Source organism: Allobosea sp. 05T439, assembly GCF_056396005.1.
The window spans coordinates 1-21,682 of the sequence record NZ_JBFTKP010000020.1 but is presented as its reverse complement, the minus strand read 5'-3'; the positions used below and the strand labels follow the sequence as shown (position 1 = coordinate 21,682).

General features: G+C 64.7%; 20 protein-coding genes. 9 read left to right on the top strand and 11 right to left on the bottom strand.

The window, feature by feature from the left end; all coding sequences use genetic code 11:
• Positions 1-8: 8 nt before the first annotated feature.
• The 4 genes from argH to AC1DIO_RS21665 are packed head-to-tail and all read left to right on the top strand — an operon-like array spanning position 9 to position 3,942.
• Positions 9-1,424, top strand: coding sequence for an argininosuccinate lyase (gene argH, locus AC1DIO_RS21680; protein ID WP_441488808.1), 1,416 nt, complete (start codon positions 9-11; stop codon positions 1,422-1,424).
• On the top strand, positions 1,421-2,314 hold the full coding sequence (locus tag AC1DIO_RS21675) for an amino acid ABC transporter permease (protein ID WP_441504835.1): 894 nt from the start codon (positions 1,421-1,423) through the stop codon (positions 2,312-2,314). Before argH ends, AC1DIO_RS21675 begins: the two co-directional genes overlap by 4 nt.
• Positions 2,311-3,090, top strand: a complete 780-nt coding sequence (locus AC1DIO_RS21670; protein ID WP_441504836.1) for an amino acid ABC transporter ATP-binding protein — start codon at positions 2,311-2,313, stop codon at positions 3,088-3,090. The genes AC1DIO_RS21675 and AC1DIO_RS21670 overlap by 4 nt, the downstream gene beginning before the upstream one ends.
• A gap of 21 nt (positions 3,091-3,111) precedes the next feature.
• A complete protein-coding gene (locus tag AC1DIO_RS21665) occupies positions 3,112-3,942 on the top strand; it encodes an ABC transporter substrate-binding protein (RefSeq protein WP_069877090.1) in 831 nt (276 codons plus the stop codon).
• Positions 3,943-4,052: 110 nt separating this feature from the next.
• On the opposite strand, the gene AC1DIO_RS21660 is transcribed toward AC1DIO_RS21665, so the two are convergent.
• Positions 4,053-4,610, bottom strand: coding sequence for a peptidylprolyl isomerase (locus tag AC1DIO_RS21660; protein ID WP_441488811.1), 558 nt, complete (start codon positions 4,608-4,610; stop codon positions 4,053-4,055).
• A 392-nt stretch (positions 4,611-5,002) separates the two neighbouring features.
• On the opposite strand from AC1DIO_RS21660, the gene gspG reads away from it, so the two are divergent.
• From gspG to AC1DIO_RS21640, 4 genes are read left to right on the top strand one after another with little or no spacing between them, the layout of a single operon-like run.
• On the top strand, positions 5,003-5,662 hold the full coding sequence (gene gspG / locus AC1DIO_RS21655; RefSeq protein WP_441504837.1) for a type II secretion system major pseudopilin GspG: 660 nt from the start codon (positions 5,003-5,005) through the stop codon (positions 5,660-5,662).
• Complete coding sequence (locus AC1DIO_RS21650; RefSeq protein ID WP_476854050.1) at positions 5,659-6,756, top strand: PilN domain-containing protein; 1,098 nt, start codon at positions 5,659-5,661, stop codon at positions 6,754-6,756. The genes gspG and AC1DIO_RS21650 overlap by 4 nt, the downstream gene beginning before the upstream one ends.
• 1 nt (position 6,757) lies before the next feature.
• On the top strand, positions 6,758-7,318 hold the full coding sequence (gene gspM, locus AC1DIO_RS21645; RefSeq protein WP_476776500.1) for a type II secretion system protein GspM: 561 nt from the start codon (positions 6,758-6,760) through the stop codon (positions 7,316-7,318).
• Positions 7,303-7,854, top strand: a complete 552-nt coding sequence (locus AC1DIO_RS21640) for a hypothetical protein (protein ID WP_476854049.1) — start codon at positions 7,303-7,305, stop codon at positions 7,852-7,854. The genes gspM and AC1DIO_RS21640 overlap by 16 nt, the downstream gene beginning before the upstream one ends.
• Before the next feature lie 56 nt (positions 7,855-7,910).
• On the opposite strand, the gene AC1DIO_RS21635 is transcribed toward AC1DIO_RS21640, so the two are convergent.
• The 10 genes from AC1DIO_RS21635 to gspD form a co-directional block, all read right to left on the bottom strand.
• A complete protein-coding gene (locus AC1DIO_RS21635) occupies positions 7,911-8,432 on the bottom strand; it encodes a prepilin peptidase (protein ID WP_476776502.1) in 522 nt (173 codons plus the stop codon).
• 27 nt (positions 8,433-8,459) lie between these two features.
• Positions 8,460-9,326: a hypothetical protein gene (locus tag AC1DIO_RS21630; RefSeq protein WP_476776503.1), complete on the bottom strand. Its 867-nt coding sequence runs from the start codon at positions 9,324-9,326 to the stop codon at positions 8,460-8,462.
• A gap of 192 nt (positions 9,327-9,518) precedes the next feature.
• The gene (locus AC1DIO_RS21625) at positions 9,519-10,490 is read right to left on the bottom strand and encodes an SCO family protein (protein WP_476776504.1); all 972 of its coding nucleotides are present in this window, start codon (positions 10,488-10,490) and stop codon (positions 9,519-9,521) included.
• A gap of 67 nt (positions 10,491-10,557) precedes the next feature.
• Positions 10,558-12,960 carry a multicopper oxidase domain-containing protein gene (locus AC1DIO_RS21620; RefSeq protein WP_476854048.1) on the bottom strand — a complete coding sequence of 801 codons (2,403 nt, stop codon included), beginning with the start codon at positions 12,958-12,960 and terminating at the stop codon, positions 10,558-10,560.
• 291 nt (positions 12,961-13,251) lie between these two features.
• A complete protein-coding gene (locus tag AC1DIO_RS21615; protein ID WP_476776506.1) occupies positions 13,252-13,830 on the bottom strand; it encodes a hypothetical protein in 579 nt (192 codons plus the stop codon).
• A 50-nt stretch (positions 13,831-13,880) separates the two neighbouring features.
• Positions 13,881-14,312, bottom strand: a complete 432-nt coding sequence (locus AC1DIO_RS21610; protein WP_476776507.1) for a prepilin-type N-terminal cleavage/methylation domain-containing protein — start codon at positions 14,310-14,312, stop codon at positions 13,881-13,883.
• A complete protein-coding gene (locus AC1DIO_RS21605) occupies positions 14,293-14,751 on the bottom strand; it encodes a GspH/FimT family pseudopilin (protein WP_476776508.1) in 459 nt (152 codons plus the stop codon). Before AC1DIO_RS21605 ends, AC1DIO_RS21610 begins: the two co-directional genes overlap by 20 nt.
• Positions 14,748-15,968: a type II secretion system F family protein gene (locus AC1DIO_RS21600; RefSeq protein ID WP_441488823.1), complete on the bottom strand. Its 1,221-nt coding sequence runs from the start codon at positions 15,966-15,968 to the stop codon at positions 14,748-14,750. Before AC1DIO_RS21600 ends, AC1DIO_RS21605 begins: the two co-directional genes overlap by 4 nt.
• Positions 15,965-17,719 carry a GspE/PulE family protein gene (locus tag AC1DIO_RS21595; RefSeq protein ID WP_476854047.1) on the bottom strand — a complete coding sequence of 585 codons (1,755 nt, stop codon included), beginning with the start codon at positions 17,717-17,719 and terminating at the stop codon, positions 15,965-15,967. Before AC1DIO_RS21595 ends, AC1DIO_RS21600 begins: the two co-directional genes overlap by 4 nt.
• A gap of 51 nt (positions 17,720-17,770) precedes the next feature.
• Entirely contained in the window at positions 17,771-20,044 is a 2,274-nt protein-coding gene (gene gspD / locus AC1DIO_RS21590; protein WP_441504846.1) for a type II secretion system secretin GspD, read from the bottom strand.
• Positions 20,045-20,741: 697 nt separating this feature from the next.
• Here gspD and AC1DIO_RS21585 point away from each other — a divergent pair.
• Positions 20,742-21,434: a LuxR C-terminal-related transcriptional regulator gene (locus tag AC1DIO_RS21585; protein WP_476776510.1), complete on the top strand. Its 693-nt coding sequence runs from the start codon at positions 20,742-20,744 to the stop codon at positions 21,432-21,434.
• The last annotated feature ends 248 nt before the right edge of the window (positions 21,435-21,682 follow it).

Genomic DNA, 21,682 nt, shown 5'->3' with positions numbered 1-21,682 from the left:
GGAGAGCGATGAACCAGACGACACGCCTGTGGGGTGGCCGCTTCCGCAAGCAGCCGGATCCGCGGCTGATGCGGCTTTCGAGCGCCGCCAGCGCCCATGCCCGTCTCGCCCCCCAGGATATCGCCGGCGGCAAGGCCCATGCAGCGGAATTGCTGCGCGCCGGACTGCTCACGGCCGCCGAAATGGAGGCGATCATTGCCGCCCTCGAAGCCATCTCGCAGGAGGTCCAGGCCGGGACCCTGAGCCCGAGCGCCGATGACGAGGATGTCCACACTTTCGTCGAGCGCGTCCTGATCGCCCGGATCGGCGACGCCGGGGCCAAGCTCCGCGCCGGCCGCTCGCGCAACGACCAGGCGGCCAACAACCTGAAACTCTATCTGCGCGAGCAGGTTCGCCTGATCGGCGCCATGCTGGTGGAACTGCTGGACGCCATCGCGGCCCAGTCGGACACCCACGCCGCCTCGGTCTGCCCGGGCTTCACGCATCTGCAGAGCGCCCAGCCCGTGACATTCGGCCATTGGCTGATGGCGCATGGCCAGGTTCTCGCCCGCGACGCCTCGCGCCTCCAGGATTGGGAGCGCCGTTCCGGCCAGTCGCCGCTCGGCGCGGCGGCGCTTGCCGGCTCGGCGATCGCGTTGACGCCCGAACTCAGCGCCAAGGCACTGGGCTATGACGCGCCCTGCGAAAACTCGGTCGATGCCGTCGGTGCGCGCGACCATGTCGCGGAATTCCTGTTCGTCGCCGCCATGCTCGCGACCAATCTCTCGCGACTGGCCGAAGAGGTCACGCTCTGGACCTCGCGCCAGTTCGGCTGGGTCACGCTCGACGACGCCTTCGCCACGGGCTCGTCGATCATGCCGCAGAAGAAGAACCCGGATATCGCCGAGATTTCGCGCGGCCGGGCGGCGCGGCTGACCGGCGACCTCGTCACCATGCTCGGCGCGCTCAAGGGCCTGCCGCTCGCCTATAATCGCGACCTCGCGGAGGACAAGCGCGCCGCGTTCGATGCCGTCGACGTGCTGGGCGAAGTGCTGCCGGCCTTCGCCGGACTGATCGCCAGCATGGAAGCGCATCCGCAGGTGATGCGGGCGCAGGCCGGCACCGGCTTCGCGCTGGCGACGGAGGTCGCCGACTATCTCGCGCGCAAGGGCGTGCCCTTTGCCGAAGCTCACGAGATCACCGGGACGTTGGTCCGCTACTGCGAGGAAATGGGGCGCGAGCTCGAACAACTCGAGCCGATCGAGCTCCGCGCCATTGATCCGCGCCTCGGTGAGGATGTAAGGGCCTGTCTCACCCTTGATGCCGCGGTGGCCGCCCGCAGCGGTTTTGGCGGCACCGCGCCAGCGCGCGTCGCCGAGCAGATTAGCCGGTTCCGCATCTGGCTCGCGGATTTTGACGTTTGGACCCGCGGAGCGCAGCGATGACCAGCGCAGTCGGAATTGGAATAGGGCGAGACCTTGCCGGGATCGCCGGGCTGAAGCTCGTGCCGCGCCGCTATTACGGGCGCTGGGTCGCTGCCGCGCTCATCATTCTGGTGTTGGCCTGGGTGATGAAGGCTTTCGCCGAAGGCCAGATCGACTGGAAGGTCGTCGGGCAGTTCTTCACCGCGCCCGCAATCCTGAGCGGGCTCGTCAACACCATCATCATGACGGTCTGCGCCATGGCGCTCGGCATCGCGCTCGGCGTCATCTTCGCCATCATGTACATGTCGCCGAACCCGGTGCTGCGCGGCGTCGCGCTGTTCTACATCTGGTTCTTCCGCGGCACGCCGCTGCTGCTGCAGCTCCTGCTCTGGTTCAACCTCGCGCTGGTCTTCCCGACGATCGGCATCCCCGGCCTGGTCGAGTGGCGCACCATCGACATCATTGGCCCCTTCATGGCGACGCTGCTCGGGCTCGGCATGAACCAGGGCGCCTACACCGCCGAAGTGGTGCGTGGCGGCATTCTCTCCGTCGATGTCGGGCAAACCGAGGCCGCCAAGTCGATCGGCATGACACGACTGACGACGCTGAGGCGGATCGTGCTGCCGCAGGCGATGCGCGTTATCATCCCGCCGGTCGGCAACGAGGTGATCAGCATGGTCAAACTGACCTCGATCGCCAGCGTGATCCAGTTCTCCGAGATCCTGCGCAATGCGCAGACGATCTACTATGCCAATGCCCGCGTCATCGAGCTCCTGATCGTCGCCGCCGGCTGGTACCTGATCGTCGTCACGCTGCTGCAGATCGGCCAGTTCTTCCTGGAGCGCTACTTCTCCAAGGGGCGCGGCGACCGCCGTGCCAAGCCACAGATCGTCGAGGAGGCCGGAGCATGAACGCCTCCCCTGCAAATGCGATCGTCGCCGCMGCCAACGTCACCAAGCGCTTCGGCGACCTGCGCGCGCTGAACAATGTCTCGCTGACCATTGCGCCCGGCACGGTGCAGTGCATCATCGGGCCGTCGGGCTCCGGCAAGAGCACCCTGCTGCGCTGCATCAACCAGCTCGAGAAAATCGACCAGGGCGCGATCTGGGTCGATGGCCAGTTGATCGGCTTTCGCATCAAGGGCGATGAGCTGCATGAACTGAGCGACGCCGAGATCGCGCGCCAGCGCCTCTCGACCGGCATGGTCTTCCAGCGCTTCAACCTGTTCAACCACATGACGGTGCTCGAGAACATCATCGAGGGCCCGGTCACGGTGCTGAGGCGGCCACGTCAGGAGGCGATCGCCGAGGCCGAGAAGCTGCTCGCCCGCGTCGGCCTCTCCGAAAAGCGCAACGCCTACCCGATCGAGCTCTCCGGCGGCCAGCAGCAGCGCATCGCGATCGCCCGCGCGCTGGCGATGAAGCCGAAGCTGATGCTGTTCGACGAGCCGACCTCGGCGCTCGACCCCGAGCTCGTCGGCGAAGTGCTCGCCGTGATGCGCGATCTCGCGGCCAGCGGCATGACGATGATCGTCGTCACGCATGAGCTCGGCTTCGCCCGCGAGGTCGCAACCGATGTCGTCTTCATGGACAAGGGCGAGATCGTCGAGCGCGGCCCGCCCAATGCCGTTCTGGTGGCGCCGCAACAGGCCCGCACGCGCGACTTCATCGCCGCCGTTCTGAAATAATCGGTCAAAAAGGAGAACCCGATGCTTCGTTTCACCCTGGCAGCGACGCTGCTCGCCGCCACCGCGCTGTCCGCCCAGGCCCAGGCCCTGCCGGAGCGCATCAAGACCGCCGGCAAGATCATCATCGCGACCCAGCCGAACTATGCGCCGATCGTCTACAAGGACCCGGCCACCAACACGATGACCGGCTTCGACTACGAGCTCGGCGAGGCCATCGCCAAGGAACTTGGCGTCAAGGCCGAGTGGCAGGAGACCGCCTTCGCCCAGATGCTGCCGTCGCTGCATACCGGCCGCGTCGACATGGTCATGGCCGGCATGAGCGACCTGCCGGCCCGTCGCGAGACTGCCGACTTCATCGACTACATGGTCTCGGGCGCCCAGTTCTACACCGTCACCGCGCTTGCCGGCTCGATCAAGACGCCTGAGGACCTCTGTGGCAAGAGCGTCGGCGCCAGCCGCTCGACTAACTGGCCCCGCCAGATCGGCGAGTGGAGCGAGGCCAATTGCGTCGCCAAGGGCAAGCCCGCGATMAACGTCGTCGGCACCGAGGGTTCGGTCGATGCGCGCACGCAGCTCAAGACGCAGCGCCTGCAGGGCGGTGTCCAGGGCAGCGAGACCATGAGCCACAACCAGAAGCTCGAGCCCAACACTTATGTCCCGCTCGGCACGCCCTTCACCCGTTCGCTGACCGGCATCCCCTTCCCGAAGACCGCCGAAGGCACGCAGCTGCGCGATGCGGTCAAGGGTGCGCTCGATCGTCTCCAAGCGAACGGCACCTATGACGCGCTGATCGCCAAATACGGCCTGCCCAGCAATGTGCTGAAGCCGATCGTGATGAACCAGGGCGAGTAAGCCCCATCAGCCCATGTCCGAGGCCTGCATGGTCAGGTCGGACAACAGTCCACGATCGCCCCGCGAACCCAGTTCGCGGGGCGATCTGCTTTGATGGCAGCATGCCGCGTTCAGGACTGTATCCGGCGCCGTGCGCGCAGGATCCGGATCGGCGTCTCCAGATATTCGACCGGCTCGGCCCGCGCGAAAATCCGCTGAATCGCGTCGCGCCCTGCGATCACCTTGCCGAAGGCCGCAAAGCCCGCCCTGTCCGGGTTGCGGCCGCCGCCTTCATCCAGTTCCGGCTGGTCGCCGACGCAGATGAAGAAGCCATGGCCGCCGGTGCCTGGCGCGAGCCGCGCCAGCGAGAGCGTGCCGTCGAGATGCCGCAGCCCGGTCACCGACGTCGGCTCATGCGGCACGGGCGGAAAGGGTGGCTCGCGCTCGTCGGCGGGCGCCGGCCAGCCCCATTGGATGACCTCGATCTTGTGTACCGTCGCTGGCGGCTGGTTGGCCAGCGTCACGATCCGATAGACCGAGGCATTGTCGAGGAGCCCGCCATCGACATAGGCGAGGAAATTCCGGGTGGTCAGGGGCGCGCGCGCCACGTCGATGGCGAGAAGGAACGCCCCCTCCGGCGTCTCGACCTCGACCTGTACGGGCGCGTCATCGAACATCTGACCTGCCATGGCTCTCTGCCCTGCTGAAATCCCGTCGAGCTGCGTGGGCGCGGCCAGACGACTCAATCCGGGCGCCAGTATCGCGCAGAGGCCTGTCCGCCGGAACCATTGGTCCCGCCGGGTTGGGCGGGCGCTTCATCCGACGTTTCTAGGGTGGCCACGAGGCGAGCTCGTCAGACCAAGGTCCGTTCCAAACCGCTGGCGAGGAGGGATATAATGGAGGACCACGGAAGGGAGCGCTCGACGTGATACGGCGCCTGTTCCTCAAGCATCGAACAGCCTCCGCCGGGCCTGGTCCCGGTGCATCGAGGCGTTTCCCCGGCCCGTGCGCCAGGTTGATCGTCGTGGCGGCGTCCCCGCCATAGACGTCCTCGGACCTGGCTTCGACTGCGGGGAATGGCATGACCAAGATGACAGACAGCATGCGTGCCACCATGCTCGCCAGCGCAGCGAAGCTGCGGCCTGGCTGGCGACCGGAAACGCAATCGGCAAGCATGCCGGCGGCGGTTCAGCTTGCGGGACGCGAGGATCAGCGGGAACCGCATCGCCTCAAGCCCCCGACATCGCAAGGCCTGCCGCACCAGTCATCGCGTGGCATGGTCGCGGCAACCCGCCATCAGCACAAGGGACGGAGCCAGGCCGGCTTCACCCTCGTCGAAGTGCTCGTCGTCCTTAGCATCATCGGCCTGGTCGTCGGCCTGATCGGCCCGCGTGTCGTGGGCTATCTCACCGATGCCAAGGTCTCGACCGCGCGTATCCAGGCGACGACGCTCTCGAACGCGGTGGAATTGTTCTTCATCGACAACGGCCGCTACCCGCTGGAACAGGAGGGTCTCCAGGCTCTGGTCGCCGCACCGTCGAATCTGCGAACCTGGAACGGCCCCTATCTCAAGGGCTCGACTGTTCCGCGCGACCCGTGGGGCAGGCCCTATGGCTATGCCGTGCAGAATGATGGGCGCGGTTTCGCGATCACCATTGCCGGCAATGACCGGCCGGGCGGAGGCGAGGACAGCCTGGCGCAAAGGCAGCTTTCCGCGACACGCGGGAACGTGACCCGATGACCGGCTCCCGTCGGCTGAGCTCAGGGATCGCCTCCCTCGCGGAGTTCTGGGCCAAGGAGCTACGGGCCTCTCTTCCCGATACGCTCCGCAGATGGGCCGCGCCCGACCGCTTCCTGCGGCTCGTCATCGTCCCTGCCGAGGAGCATGTCACCATCACGCTCTTTGCGCCGGATGGCCGGGAGCTGTTTGCCGAGCGCGCGAACTGGGCGCAGTACAGCCGCAGCGTGCTCAACCGCTGCAAGGAGCAGGCGGCCTCCTTCGCACCCAGCAGCCGAATCCGGCTCGTGCTMTCGGCTCCTCAGGCCATCGCCCAGTCGCTCGTCATCCCGCGGMGCGCCCAGACGCGGGCCGAAGGCATCGTTCGGGAGCACATCGCGCGGAAAACACCGCTCAAGCCCGAGGACATCTTTGTCGGCTATGATCTGAGGGGAGCAGCCGCCGGCAAGCTCGAACTGCGCTATCTTCTGCTTCCCCGCGCGGTGCTCGATCAGATGCTGGCGCGCCTTGCCGTCGCTCCCTCCGAGATCGCGACGCTGGAGGGGCCCGTCTTCGAAGGCCTGCCCCCGGTATCCGTCCCATTTGCGCAGAAGCCACACACACCCTCCCCCTGGTTCAAGCGGATCGCCATCGCGCTCGTGCTGCTCACGGTGCTCGGCGCAGTAACCGGGTATCTCGTCCTCGCCTGGCGGCAGGCCCAGCTCCTGAAGAGCATGGAAGCGGAGATTGCCGAGATCTCGGGACCCGCCCAGCAGTCGACGGAAAGCCTCAGATCCGTCTTTGGGCTCGCCGACGACGTCTCGCGGCTGACAGCGCAGCGGAGCATACCTGGCATCGTCCAGGTCTGGGACGAGATGTCCCGCATCCTTCCCGATTCAACCTTCCTGACGGAACTCGAGATCACCGGCGCCAATCTGCGCGCGACCGGCTATTCCGATGCGGCTCCGGCCCTGATCAAACTGCTGGAGGAATCGCCGATCCTGCACAATGCGGCCCTTTCCGGGCCACTGGTCTTCGACCGCGCCACAGGCAAGGAGAACTTCTCGCTCCGCGCCACCCTGCGCAAGGCCCGTCTCCCAACCGAGGAGGGCAAATGAAATGTGGCGTCAGATCAAGAGCTGGACCCGTTTCACCGCCTTCATCGCCGCGAACGGATTGATCCTGGCGGGGATCTACCTGTTCGTGATCGACCCCGCGCTCCAGATCCTGAGGGACCAGGAAACCCAGATCACGCAGAACGCCGTCATGATCGAGCATCTCGGTTCGGCTGTCGCGCGCAGGCAGTCGCTGTCCGCGCTGCGCCCGGAGGATGTCGACGGGGCCAGGCGGCGCTTTCTCCAGGGTGACACCGAGAGCCTTTCGACCGCCGACCTGCTGACCCGGCTCCGCGAGGCCGCCGATCAGCACGCCGTGAGCTTCAATTCGGTGACGACCTTGCCGGCGCGCAACTGGTCCGGACATCGCATGATCGGAGCGAGGGTCGAGTTCACCGCAGCGACGCCGCGCGTGGCCGAGGTTCTGTCGAGCCTCGAGGACGGTCCCTCGTTTCTCTTCATCCGGAACGCGAAACTGACGGCGCCGGGCGAGGCGGAGGCCAGCGACAACAAACTGGGCGTCACGATCGAGATCTATGGGGTGACGCGATGGTCAAAGGGCTGAGCATCGGCGGAGCTGGCCTCGCCAAGGCTGCAGGCTTCGCAGGACTCGCCGCAATGGCGGCCGTCGCCGTGAATTTCGCCTGGCGAAGCCTGGCGGATCCGATCGAGCCTCCGCCCGCTTCGGCGGTGACGAAGGCCGCATCAATCACGAGCGACGCCCTCGCTCCGCCGGCGGAAACGCCGCGCTATCAGCCCGACATGGTGAATGCGAGGCCGCTGTTCTCCTCCAGCAGGCGGCCACCGGCAAGCTTCGTCGCCAGGGCTCCCATGCCCGAGCCGGTCGCGAGCCCGGTCTTTGAGCMACCACCGAGCTATCTGATCGGTGGCGTCGTCGTCTCCTCGGGCTTGAGCAAGGCGCTGCTGCGCCGACAGCTGCGCGAAGCCGGGCGATGGTTCGCCCTGGGCGAAGCGACCGATGAGGGCTGGGTCGTCGCATCGATCAATCCGGAGATGGTGACGCTGGCCCGTGGAGCACGGCAGGTGACGCTGCCGCTCCATGCCCGCGCGCAGGGCCAGTCGGCCACGATGACGCGTTGAGCGCTCAGATGGACCGACCTTGCCGAAAACCGCAATCCACTTTTCGGGCCGATGCTTTAGCCGCCGTGCAACCGCCATAACCAGGCATCGATGATCTCGACCATCGACGCACCGGTCAGGATTGCGAAGCCGGTGACAGACACGACACCTACCGCCAGGAACGGGCCGAATGGCATTGGCTGCCGGGCGTCGAAGCCGGAATCGACGAGGCGGCGCGCCAGCAGGTAGAGCAAGGCCGAGAGCGAAGCCAGGACGAGCGCGAAGGCAAGACCTTCCATGCCGGTCCAGGCTCCTGCGGCAGCCGCGAACTTGACGTCGCCGAGCCCGAGACCGTCATAGCCACGATAGGCCCGAAAGGCCCGTTGCACGAGCCAGAGACCGCCACCTCCGAGCACTGCCCCGGCGAGCGCCGAGACCGGACCGGTGACGCCGAGGAGGAAAGATGCCGCGATACCGGATACGAAGATCGCCAGGTTCACCGGATCGGGAATGATCATCTGCCGGAGATCCACCGCGGCTGCGTAGCAGGTCAGCCCGACGAGAATCGCCAGCGCTGCAAGGTGAGCGAGATCCGGCATCCCCCGGCCCCCTTTACGGATGGTGCGTCAGCATGGCGGCATTCGCCCACCAGTGCCTGCGTCCGAACGCGGCGCCCCTTCGCGCCATTCGCGAATACGATAGCCCGTCGGCAGGTCCTGCGAGATCTCCACGACGGCGTCGCGCGCAAAGCGCACGCCGGAACCGGTCAACGCCTCGCTCCCGATCAGGAAGGCCCTGCCTGCTGTTTCAGAGACGTAGAGGGCCGGCAAGTCCCGACGGGCCACCTCACGCGACAAGGCGGCGCCCCCCGGCGCCAGGGCCACGAGCAAATGCAGCGGTGCGACGGTGGGGTCGAACCCCGTGCTCCCGGAATTGACGGTGATCAAAGGCAGGAGGGCCCGGAACAGATCGCGGCTCATACCGGGGATCTGATCGAGCTCGACCACGGATTTCAGCGCCCGCACCGAGGATGAGCTCCCGGATGCCGCGCTGGCCGCGTCCTCCGTGAGCTCGCGCAACCCCCGGATGTTCCGTACGATCAGGGCTGCCGCCTCGCCGTTCGCGCTCACGCCGCGGATGAGCGCATCGACCAGTTCCAGGTTGCCCGTGTTGAGATCGACCTTGCCGCCTTCGTCCGCGACGGAGATCGCCAACGTCCAGCCATTCTCCAAACTGCAGCCCACAGGCGTCCCGTCAGCACCGAAGCGGCCACTGCGAGCCTTCCCCTGCGAGGTGCCGGAGAGAAGATCGAGGATCGCGATCTTGATGCCGATATTCGCCATGGCCTCGGCGCGGGCATGCTGCGACAGGCTCGCGGCCTCGATGGCGCGATAGCGCGCCGCCACGATGTAGGTCATGAACAGCAGGCCAAGGATCCCGGTCGCCCAGATCACGACGAGCAGCGCAAAACCGCTGTCGCTGCGGCTTTCCACGCAGTCCGCTGGCCTCGGGCTTCCCGCAGGCCGGCTATGGAGATAGCAGCCCGGCCGTGCTCTCATCATCTGCCGCCCGAATCCAAGGCAAGGACCAGGGACTGTGGCGCTGCCCTCGGGAAATGTCATTCCCAAAGCGAGAATGGTGGTTGCGGGCCATCGGCAGGCAACCACCGGCACGCAGGATGCAGGTCAGTGACGATGCCCCGCAGGGGGGGCCTTCTTGTTCGACGCAGAGACATAGGACATGGCGTCGACATAGGCGATCAGATCCGCCGCATCATTCTTCGACAGTCCCAGCGTCGGCATGCGGATCTTGTAGGCTCCCGCCAGCTCGAGCGCGATCGAGTCCTTCTTCGCCCGCATCTGGTCAGGCTCCATCAGGTAGCTCACGATCCAGTCGCGATCMCGCCGCGCAGTGAGCGCTTGGAGATCGGGGCCGACGCGCTTGCCGCTGCCGATGGTATGGCATGCGGCGCAGGCCTTGATGAACAGGGCTTGGCCAGGCAATCCCGTCGAGGTCGCCGCAATGGGACGCTCGCCGCGCGCGGCAACACCATCTGTTGCGACGGTCTCGGCTTTCCCCATCTGGTTGCGCCAATCTGGATCCATAGACTTGATCGTCATGGCGAGCGTGTTGAGGTCGCTGAAGGCCGAATCCTTCGCCCACTCGCCGGTCACGTCGTTGCCCAGCATGATATCGCTGCGATGTTCGAACACCTTGCGGCTCCGCTCGCCAAGCTTGTGCCGGAGCACGGTGATGTCCGCGGCATTGCCGGTGAGGAAGACCCATCCTGGTCCGGTCTGGAACACCTCCGCATAATTCTTGAGCTTGTCGGGGGTGTCGACTTCCGGCTCGATGCTGATCGAGACGAAGAAGATGCGGCTGCCCACGAGATCGCCGAGCTTGTCCTTCACCTGCGCAAGGCGCGCCGTCATCACAGGGCAGATGTCTCGACAGGTCGTGTAGATGAAGCTGACGACGACGATCTTGTCCTTGATCACGTCATCGTAGAATCGCAGCGTCTTGCCGTCCTGCGTGATGACGGGGACGTTGGGCAGGTACCCTGGCCCCCAGGGCGAGCCACCAGGGGCCGCGATGCTGCCGCCGACACTTCCAAACAGTGCGAGAATGGCGCTGATCGCAAAAAGTCGTCTGAGCATGAACGGCCCCTTTAGTAACGAATGCGGTCTCGAATTCGGCCCACCTTCTCGGGGCGCAGACGCCCGCTCAGGTCTTGGAAGCGACTTTCACCACCCTGGGATCGCCCTCAGGCAGAATTTCGGGCTGCTTCCAGACGACGCCATTGGGTGTCGGGATAGGCGTCATCGTCGGCACATATTGCGGCTGCCCCTTGTAGTTGGGGTCGCCTGGCGGCGGGGTGAGCAGCTGGTAGCGCAACAGCATCGCGAAATCCTCGTGAACCGTGTTGTGGCAATGGTTCACATAGGCGCCGCCGAATTCGCCGAAGCGCACCTGGAATTTCACCCTCCCCGAAGGACGCAGGCGCCAGACATCCTTGCGTACCAACCGCTCCGTATCTGGAATGGAGAGGTTTCCACGGTCCATGGTGACCCCCTCCTCGAAATGGAGGTGGATGGGATGGTCCCACCCCCCGCCACCATTGACGAGCGTCCAGTGCTCAACCTCGCCCGGCTTAGGGATCAGGACCGAGATACGATTGGCGTTGAGCGAGTGCGCCGACTGGCCGTTGACCTTGATACTCCAGGGGAAGGCCTTGGTGTCTCCGCAATCGGGTGTGCACTGCCCGTCCGCCCCGAGTGAATCGCCATCCCCCGACCTGCCGAACTCGATCACCCGCTCGCGAACGGGCGCGACAATCGGAACCTGGGTGGTCAGGGTCTTGACCCCGGTTCTCCACTCGGGATCGGCAAAGTTGGCGCTGCGATCCTTGTCGATCGGATTATTGGCGTTGTAGACCTTGCCGGGGTTGTCGACGCTCTGGACCTGGCTGACGACCCTGAATTCGAGGATCGGACCGACGCAGGGGTCGTCATCCCTGCCCTTGAAGGCCTTATCCATGGAGACGGCGCCCTTGGGCTTGCGCCCGTCGGTCTGCTCCAGCAGATTCACCAGAAAGACGCTGTCGCCCGGCGCAAAGGCCGAGAAATCGACAACGATGTCGTAGCGCTCCGCAACGCCCTGCTCGTCCAGTTCGGTGAGCAGAATCGGGTTGACCACCAGGTTGCCGTCATTGGCGATGAAGTAGAACGGCACCTTCGTGCCTTGCGAGAACCGCGCGCTTTTGTTCACGCCCAGAGCGAGCTTGATGAAGCGCGACATGGACGCATTCAAGAAGCGGAAGCGGTAGCGCCGCGGCAGCACCTCGAAATGCGGATAATAGGTGCCGTTGACGCAGAGCATGTCGCCAAGGAAGCCGTCGGTGTCGAAGATGTCGAACCGACACTGGCCATCGGCGTCGAAGGCCGGGTTCGAAATGACCATGTTGACGTCGAAGTCGAGATTGCCCCATTTCAGCTGCGTGCCGCTCGGCAATCGAAGATTGATGCCGTCGTCGAGATCCTCCCGCCCGCGGTCGGGCCCGCTGTAGAAATTGCAGACCGCGAACATGCCCTTGTGGACGTTCTCGGCGGTGAAGAAGAAGCGGTGATCGTGGAACCAGAGGCTGCCCTGGATTTCCCGGAAATCTCCGGGAACGGGGACGAGACCATCGCCGTCGTCGGGGCCGGAGCATTTGCGCACATAGTCGCGGTCGCCCGTCGGCCAGAGGCTCGGCATGTCGCGCCGGGCCATGGTTATTCCCCAGTGATAGTCATAGAAAGTCCCGGGGAAGTGGAAGGCGTTGCAGGCGCCATCGCTMTCGGCGCCATTATGCGCGTTGTGGAAATGGATCGAGACCTCGTTCCGGCCAAAGCCGCCATTGGCCGCCCGGTCGACCGGGAGATCATTGTACATCCGGGTGAGGACCGGTTCGCCATAGCGCGCCTTGATCAGGATCGGCATGCCGAGACCGTTGCGTGTGCCGGCCATATTGCCCGCCTGTCCTGGCTGCCGAGGGCCAAAGCTCCACATCGCGTTCGGGTTCTGGTCAGGCATGCCATCGCAGAACTTGTTGCCCACTCGAGCCTGCCCTAGCGACAGCAGATAGCCCTGCTTCGGATAGAGTTCCTCCCAGCGCTGATGGGCGAAGAACTCGCCTGGCGGACGCCCTTCCATGGGTCCGACTCCGGTCACCGGATTGCGGTAGGCAGCGCCACGGGAATTGCTGAAATCGGTGTGATACGAGAAATTCTTGGCAGGCGGCTCCTGGCCTCCTGAGGCGAACTGCCAGGCGGCATCGCCATTGGGCATACGCAGAAGCGGCACAGGCTTCTGGACTTCGGGCCGCCGCATGGCGTCGTGATACCTGACCGCGCCAAAGGTGGGGCTGCGTGGCGCCCCGGTCGGGACCTGGGCATAGGCACTCTTGGCGAAGGGACTGAGCCCGTTTTTCGCTACCAGCAACCCGCCGGCGGTGAAAAAGCCCCAGCGCAGCAGGTCGCGTTTGGTGATTTCGCCCAGCGAGAGGGCTTTGACGATCTCGAGCCGGTTCTCGAGGGCTCGCTGAGCTTCTCTCAACCGGATGCCAGTGGTTTCGCGTGGAAGATACACGACCGCCTCCCCCGAGCTGAAAACGTGCAAAATATCGCAGGAATTCTAGTTTTCAGGAGGAAGCAACTGAAGGGGCGAAGGTCKGTCCGCGCATGGAACCAAAGTCCGTGACCTTGGTCGTAATACCCTCTTCTCTCGCGTGAATGCTATCACAGCGAGACGGTTCTACAGAACCGTCAGATTGCCAAACAGCCTATGACGAAGAATAACATCAAAAATATAAAAAAAATCCATCCACCAGACCCGATCCTCGCAGCAAGTAGTTTCGACAATAATACAGATACAATTCTATCAATCTGTAAAAATAGGAAAATTTAGCTCAAAATCCTCAAATCTATGCTCGACGATAACCCTGACACGTAGACTGACGAGACGCGGCAGCCGCTCGGAATTTCTCCATTCATCATGCCAACGCCCGGGGGCGCCCTCTTCCCGCGAGCCGAAATAGCTGAATGTTGCCGAAGCCACGCCCCGTGCAAGGACCTCTCCCGTGTTCTGGGCCGACAACGCGGCGGCACCAATCGACATGAGCGATGAGCCGAAGACCAGGGCGCCGGCGCCCTGGGCATCTGCGTTCTCACTCGCAATCGTGATCGCAAGTATTCCCCCTGGCTGTGCGTCTCCGTTGCTCAAGGTGACGAAAGACACCCTGTCGGCGAGACCTTCGAACATCACCAGCGGCCGCTCCGTCGCACGCGGTTGAATGAGCGGCAGCGCGCCGGCCAGCCAGCCGGAGATTGCGGCAGCGCCGACCGCGATCTCGGCGCCGCGGTCGCGCAGACGCCCCGCCTCGGCGATCCTGCTCGCAAAACCCAGCGTCAGGGCAAAAAGCCCGAGCGTCAGGGAGAGCAGGATCAGCCCGACCAGCACCTCGAGAAGGATGAAGCCACCGGTCCGCGCTCCGGAATGGGTCCCCACGGTCATGGTCCGGACCTCGGCGCGACCTCGAGGGACGACAAGGTCACCGAGCGGGTGCCGTTGCTGGCGGGATCGGAGACTGTAACATCGACCCAGAGGCTCTCGACCTGCCGGTTCTCGCCCAGCTTGACCGAGCCGTAGCTGCGCACAACTGCGCGCCATTCATAGCCATTGTCGAATCTCGCGGCCGTCGTTCCCGGCCTGAGGGGGAAGTCCTGCCCGGCAGATGCCAGCTTGCTCCTGGCCAGCAGCGTCGCAAAGGTCAGGAAGCTGGCCTGGCGGTCGCCGCGCATCGCGACGGCAAAGGCTGTCAGGAGCGAGGCCAGGACTACGACCAGGATCGCAAAAGCGACAAGGAACTCGAGCAGCGTATAGCCGGCCTGGGCACGGTCATTCACGCCGCGCTGCGTGCCGCTATTGATCGAGCGTGACATGGCCGGTGGCCCAGCTGACCCGAACGCGCGCGCCGACCTGGCTCAGTTGCAAGTGGATGTCGCCACCGGTCGAACGCCCGCTCGGCAGGAAGCGGATACCGCCGACGCTGGAGGAGCGGCGCTCGGCCTCGGCCAGCGCCATGTCGATGCTGGTACGGGGCGCCATCTGCGTTTCCCCGATCACGGGCGAGGCGTAGATACGCCTGTCCGCATCAATCAGGAAGAGCATGTCCCGGCTCTGCGCCATGGCGGCAGCGCGGGTGACCCGAAGTGCGGCCGCCAGACGGGTCGCGTCAGCCGTCACCTGTGCCTGCGACGGTGTGCGTCTCAGCAAGGGCGCAGCCATGGTCACGGCAAGGCTCAGGATGGCGAGGCAGATCAGCACCTCGATGAGCGTGAAGCCTGCGTTGGCGGGTATGGCGCGTGCTGTGCGGGTCATCGTAATGCCAATTCATTGATCGAGAGGACCGCTCCCATCACCGAGAAGATGATGACCGCGATCATGCCCGCAACGAAAATCGTGATGACCGGGGTCAGCGCCGCGAGCGCGCGGGAGGTCCGGACCTGTTCCTGGCGCTCGAGGATCACGGCAGCGCGCAGCAGCATGTCCTGCAAACGGCCGCTTTCTTCGCCGACCGTGATCATCTGCTGAGCAACAGAGGGCAGCGCCTCGGCTGCCGAGACCGCCTCTCCGATGCTGACGCCTGCCCGAACATCCGTGACGGCCCGGTCAAGCCGCTCGCGCGTATGCTGGTTCCTGACCAGGGGACAGGAGGCCTGCAGCGCCTGCAGCGGCGGGACACCGGCCTTGACCAGGGTCGCAAGCGTGCGCATGAAGCGCCCCGCCTCGCGGAGTTCCGCAATGCGCCCGATGACGGGGAGAGACAGGTAGAGCCTGTCCAGCTTGATCCGAAGCGCAGTACTCCGCCGGGCCGCGAGAATGCCCAACCCACCGATGACCAGTATCGCGGCGGCAAGGCCCAGGATCCACGCTCCATTCTGCCGAACCGCTTCCATGGCCGCCAGGACCGTGGGTAGCGGCATGCCGTTCTCCAGGAAGAGCGGCGTCACCGCTGGGACCAGCAATCCCAGAACGATCGAGATCGACACCGCGGCAAGGCAGACCAGGAGGGCCGGATAAGCCATGGCGGAGCGAATCCGGCTCCTGATCTCGACCCGCCGGTCAAGCAGTTCGGCCAGTTCCTGCATGGCGCCGCCGAGATCGGCGCCGACGTCGCCCGCCTGAACGATGCGGATGTATTCGGGCCGGAAGCGGCCCGGCATTCCCTCCATGATCTCCGCAAGCATCGAGCCCTGCTGAACCCCTTCCATCAACTGAAGCGCGAGGGCCCGCATCCGCGGCTCTTCCGTGGTCGTCGAGGCGATGCGCAAGACGGTGTCGAGCGGCAGGCCGGCCTGCAGGAGCACAGCAAGATCGCGAGCCAGGCGCGCGAGTTGCGCATCGTTGACCCGCCGCGAGCCGCGCTCCAGGCTGATCTCGCGAAACAGGAAATCCCCTCCCCCCGAGGCCCGAACCTCGTAGGGGGTGACACCGCGAGCGCGAATGATGTCTCGGGCCTCGTCGGTGGACGCGGCTTCGACATCATCCTCGATGAGGTTTCCCGCCCCATCGAAGGCCTCGAAGTGGAACCTCATGGCTGCTCCACCGTCAGCGCGGTCGTCACGCGCAGCACTTCCTCGACCGTCGTCAGCCCCCGCCAGGCCTTGGCGACGCCATCCTCATACATCGATCCTCCGCCAGCCCTGCGCGCCATGCGCTCGATCTCGATCGCCGGCAGGCGCTGCAGGATCGCCCGCTGCACGCTATCGTCGACGACCAGCAGCTCCGCGATCGACAGCTGGCCGCGGAACCCGCTGAAGCCGCATTTCTCGCAGCCATGGGGCCGCAGCAGTTTCGCGGGGCCGAGTTGGCGAAGTGCCGGAACCGTTTCAGTCAGTTGCTCCGCGATCTCGTGCGCGACCTCGTGCGGCTCTGCGCAGGAGATGCACAAGCGTCGCACCAGCCGCTGGGCCATGATCCCGCGCAAGGTCGAGCCGAGCAGGAAGTGCTCGATCCCCATGTCGATCAGGCGCGTCACCGTCTCGGCGGCGCTGTTGGTGTGCAAGGTCGAGAACACGAGATGGCCGGTCAGCGACGCCTGCACGGCGATCCGGGCGGTCTCCGTGTCACGGATCTCGCCGATCATGATCATGTTGGGGTGATGCCGCAGGATAGCCCGCAGGCAGGCCGGGAAATCGAGGTTGATGGTCTGCTGGACCTGCACCTGGCTGATGCCCGCGAGCTGATATTCGATCGGGTCCTCGACGGTGAAGATCTTCACCGTCGGGCGATTGACGTGTTTCAGCATGGTGTAGAGCGTCGTCGTCTTGCCGCTGCCGGTCGGCCCCGTGAGGAGGATGATCCCGTTCGGCTGCTCCATGACCTTGTGCAGCACCGCGATCTGTGCCGGCTCGAAGCCGAGGCTCGAAAAGTCGAGTTTGACCCGGCTGCGGTCGAGCACGCGCATCGTGACCGTCTCACCGTCGATGGTGGGGATGGTGGCGACGCGGAAATCGATATCATTGCCGCGGATCGCGAGCTTGATGCGCCCGTCCTGCGGCAGGCGGCGCTCGGCAATGTCGAGCCTCGCCAGGATCTTGATGCGCGAGATGACGGCGGCCCGCAGCCGCGCGGGCACCTCTTCGGTGACGCGCAGCATCCCGTCGATCCGGTACCGGACGGAGAGCCCGTTCCCGATCGGTTCGACATAGATATCCGAGGCGCKGGCATCGACCGCAGCGGAAATGATCTGGTTGACAAGGCGGATCACCGGCGCCTCGCTGGCGCTGTCTCGCAACCGCTGCAGGTCGTGTTCGCTGGGATCCTCGCCCGCGTGAACAGGTGTCGCCAGCGCTTCGGCAGCGCTCATCTCGCCATAGAGTACCGCTGCGAGCCGCTCGAACTCGGCAAGCGTGATGACTTCGTGGCGGATCGCGTGGTCGACGACGAAGCGCACCGAATCCAGCGGCATCTGGTCTAGCGGATCGACGACGGCGAGCGTCAGCGTACCCGCCTCCAGCCGGATCGGCAGAATCCGGTTCTGGATCACGAAGGAGGGCGGCAGTTTCTCGGTGAGAAGCGGCTGCAGGCTCTCGTCACCAGGCGCGTAGAGCGGGAGCCCGAGATAGCGTGCGAGGCTGAGCGCGAGATCCGCTTCGGACATGATGCCGAGTTTGGCCAGAACGAGGTCGAAGCGATCTCCGGCGGTCGCCGCGGCGCGTTGAGCGCGGCCTATCGATGTCGCATCCAGAAGGCCCTGCGACAGCAGGAAGGCTCCGAATTTCTCCGAAAACGATCGGCTATGCGGATCGTTTTCTGCCAGTGCGGTTCGAGCGTGCTCGGTCATGCTCCCTCCATCGGAAGCCCAGTGCCGGAGATCGCCCTGATGATCTCCGTATCATCGTAGCACGCGCTTGGCGTTCTGGATCACGACGCGGCCGGGATCGCGCGTCGGGGCAAAGGCCTCGACCTTGCGCCGGTATTCGTCGGTGACCGCCTTCGCCTCGTTCAGGTCCCGCACGACACGCGGCGTCAGCATGATGACGAGTTCGGTCTTCTCGACCTGATCCCGCTTGTCCTTGAACGCATTGCCGAGCAGCGGGATGTCGCCAAGGACCGGAACCTGCGTCGCCACCCGCGATGTCCTGTCCTGGATCAGGCCGCCCAGCGTGATGCCCTCGCCATCATTGACGACAACGGTGGTGCGCACCCGCCGGCGCCCGAATGTGGGCGAGTCGATGCCGGAGGTGGTTGTTCTTTGCACGGTCGAGACCTCCTGCTCGATATCGAGCAGGACGCGGCCCGATTCATTGATCCGCGGGGTTATGTTGAGGATCACGCCCGTGTCCTTGTAGGAGACCGAGTTCACGACCGGAGCGCCGGGCGTCAGCACGCTCACCGCAGACTGGGTCGTGATCGGCACCTGATCGCCGATCTGCAGGGTCGCGGTCTTCTTGTCGACGACCATGAGACTCGGCGAAGCGAGAACGTTGACCCGCCCGACCTCGGCGAGCGCATTGATCGTGACGTTGGCCTGGGCTGCCCTGAAAACGTAGGAGAAGCCCGGGAACGCGGCGCTGATGGCCCCGTCGATCGCGTTGGTGAAGGTTCCCGTCTGATTGCCGCGCTGGTTCTGCAAGAACCAGCGGACGCCGAATTTGAGGTCGTCGTTCAGCGTCACCTCGGCGATCGTCGCCTCGATCAGGACCTGATTGGGAACGATGTCGAGATTGGCGATGACCCGGGCCACCCGCTTGAAGTCTTCCTGGGAGGCGAGGATGAGAAGCGCATTCTGCGCCGGGTCGGCCACGACCTTGATCCGCGGCTCGCCGCCCGGCCCACCCGCTCCGAACCCCGTCGCGGCCGTTTCGGAGGCAGCGCCATTCTCCTGGCCTCCCGTGGCCAGGGTCGCACCGCCGATGGGCAGGCCCGAGAACATGTCGAAGCTGCGGCGTGCTGCGCCGCCCCCGAAAGCGCCTGCGAATCGGTCACCGCCCGAGCCGCCACCCGAGAATCCCGTGGCCTGGGCCAGCTGGCCCGGCACGCCCGCGGCATCCGGCTCGGAGCTGCGCACCCTCTGCCCGCCGCGTCTGCCTGCATCTCCGCCGCCTGTAACCTCATTGGCGAAGATCGAATTCAGGACCTCCACGAGTTCCTTGGCCTGCCGGTTGCGGAGCACGTAGCTGTGGATTTCCCGCTGTGGCCCGGCGGCCTGATCGTCGAGGCGGCGAACCCATTGCTGGGCCTCACGCAGATATTGCGGCTGCCTCGCTATGATCAGGATGGACTTGAGCTTCGCGTTCGGCACCAGTTGGACCATGCCGCTCATCGCGCCTTCGGCATTCGATGAGAAGATGCGGTTGACCCCATCGACAATGGCATCGGGTTCTCCGCCTCGCACTGGGACGAGCGCGAACGACATACCCTTCATGGCGTTGACGTCGAAGACTGAAATGGCCTCCTCGATGGAGTTCATTTCCTGGGCCGTGCCCGAGATCAGCAGCGCATTGCGGGATGTGTCGACCCGCACCACTCCGCCGAACGACACGATCGGCTCGAGGATGCGCTTCATTTCCGTCGCCGCGATGTACCTCATCGGCACCACCTTGACCGAGTTCCCGATCTGTTGGCCGCCGCTATCCGATCCGCCGAGTCTCGCCCCCATCGCCGCTTGATCGGCCGTCACCACCCGATAGATGTTGCCGTTCTGAACGATCGCGGCGCCGACGGTCCGCAGGGACGCCTCGAAGAGTTCAGCGATGCCGGCACTGTCGACCGGCCTCGTCGTCTGAATCGTGATCCGGCCCTCGATCTTCGGATCGACGGTGAAGCTGGTCTTGAAGATATCACCCAACACGGCCTTCGCGCCTTCGGTCACCGAGGCATCGACGAGATTGAGTGTATAAGTCTGCCCCCCGGACGCCCGCGGAAGAGCGCTCGGCATCCGCGACTGGTCGGGATTGCCGGTGAACTCTCCCCCCGAAAAGACCTTGGCGGCCTGCGCCGGCCCGGCGCCACTCGGGTCCGGCAGGCTCGCATAGGGTCCGAAGGGGCGCCTTTTGCCGTCATCGTCGACCGAACGCGTCGAGTGAGTGGCGTTGACCTGCTTCTCGAAGGAGACGATTCCGGATTCCTGGCAGGCGCTCAACAGCAGCGCCCCAAGCAGAGCCAACGCAATGCATCTGGGGCTTTTAGAGAGGGGCGGCTTCCTGCCATCTACGGATGTACGAGCCATGTCCCGCCAACTACTGATAATGAGGTAGGCAACGCTTTGCTGGTACGCCTCGCGAGTTTGGCGAACGATTCGTTCGATTCCAATTAAATTCGATCGGGCGTGATCTTATTCCTTGGATAATAAGCGTCTGCGCAACAGTGCCCCCGAGCCGTATTCATGGGCTCTTCGGCCGATTTCCCTGCAGGCAACGCACGCCAAGCACGCGAAGACAAATATGAGACAGTAACCGGGAATCCGCAGTAGAAGAGATGACCGGACGAAACCTCGGCTCGCCGACGCATTGGCAACTCCGACGGCCGGACTGGACTGCAGCCGCGACGGCAGGCTTGCATCGGCTTCTGCAGGATGAAACGTCGCTTCGTGGGGCCTCTGCCACGTGGTACTCTGCAGGCTGGTCATGCAGATGGGCGCGTGCAGGGCCAGATTGCGGAGCAAACTCCTTGAGAGACCGCCCTTCGCCGCCAATCCTCCCAACAACAAGACGGCGTGAAATTCAGCTCCGCGCTTCGATCATTCGAACGATCATGCGCAGAGACGCCCATTCATTCGCCCCCCAAAATCCAGACAAAATTCTCAACACTCAAATATTCATAGACACAAAAATTGATTTCTCCGCAGCCTCAGGGGAACATCAATGGCCGAATACAGAATATCCATCATAGACAACCACCCTCTTCTCCTGGAGGGCATGGCTGCGCTCGTCCGGCGCAAACCCGGCCTGACATTGAGCGCGATGGGCTCCACTGTCGGGCACATCCGCTCCATCGCCACCGATCACCGCCCCGATGCGATGATCCTCGACTTCAATATGCCCGGAGACGCCTTCCGCGCGCTTCTGGAAGTTCTCTCGGGCTGGCCAGCAATGAAGGTCCTGGTCTTCACCGCCTCGAGCGATACCAATCTCGCCATCGCGCTTCTTGATGCGGGTGTCAGCGGCTTCGTGCTGAAATCAAGCTCGACGGATGAACTCTGTACGGCGATCGATGCAATACGCCGCGACGAGGTGTTCATTTCCCCCTCATTCGCAGCCCGGATCATCGGCGCCCTGAAACACAAGCCCGCCAACACGCGACCGACGCCCATGCCGAACTTCAGTGCCCGGGAACATCAGATCGTCAGGCTGCTTTCCAGCGGCAAGCGAAACAGGGAGATCGCAAGCGCCCTGTCGCTGAGCGAAAGGACCGTGAAGGGCTACATGACGCTGCTGATGCAAAAGCTCCGCGCCCGCAATCGCCTGGAGGCCGTCATTGCCGTGCAAGGTCTCAGCCAAGCAGCTACACTGCGTGGCGATATCGAGAATGACACCCTGTCAGGGCCGTTCGGTTAGAAGCAGGCTTGGCAAGGCGCCTTGCCCTGATGGGATCGTGGCCACGGGCCACGCCTGTCTGAAGCATTGCCACGCCCCTCCCCTCGTGTCGGCTCCGTTTCACCTCTCCTTGAAGATCCTGTTGGCGTGGTCTGCGAAGGGTTTCGTCAGGAACGAGAGCGCGGTGCGTTCCTCGGTGGTGATGAAGACCTCGACCGGCATTCCGGGCTGGAGCTTGCGGTCGCCGAGGGCGGCGACGAGATCGCCGT

Coding starts and splice junctions, on each gene's coding strand:
- argH (WP_441488808.1), top strand. CDS start 9: ATGAACCAGACGACACGCCTGTGGGGTGGCCGCTTCCGCAAGCAGCCG.
- AC1DIO_RS21675 (WP_441504835.1), top strand. CDS start 1,421: ATGACCAGCGCAGTCGGAATTGGAATAGGGCGAGACCTTGCCGGGATC.
- AC1DIO_RS21660 (WP_441488811.1), bottom strand. CDS start 4,610: ATGGCAGGTCAGATGTTCGATGACGCGCCCGTACAGGTCGAGGTCGAG.
- gspG (WP_441504837.1), top strand. CDS start 5,003: ATGACCAAGATGACAGACAGCATGCGTGCCACCATGCTCGCCAGCGCA.
- gspM (WP_476776500.1), top strand. CDS start 6,758: ATGTGGCGTCAGATCAAGAGCTGGACCCGTTTCACCGCCTTCATCGCC.
- AC1DIO_RS21635 (WP_476776502.1), bottom strand. CDS start 8,432: ATGCCGGATCTCGCTCACCTTGCAGCGCTGGCGATTCTCGTCGGGCTG.
- AC1DIO_RS21610 (WP_476776507.1), bottom strand. CDS start 14,312: ATGTCACGCTCGATCAATAGCGGCACGCAGCGCGGCGTGAATGACCGT.
- AC1DIO_RS21605 (WP_476776508.1), bottom strand. CDS start 14,751: ATGACCCGCACAGCACGCGCCATACCCGCCAACGCAGGCTTCACGCTC.
- AC1DIO_RS21600 (WP_441488823.1), bottom strand. CDS start 15,968: ATGAGGTTCCACTTCGAGGCCTTCGATGGGGCGGGAAACCTCATCGAG.
- AC1DIO_RS21585 (WP_476776510.1), top strand. CDS start 20,742: ATGGCCGAATACAGAATATCCATCATAGACAACCACCCTCTTCTCCTG.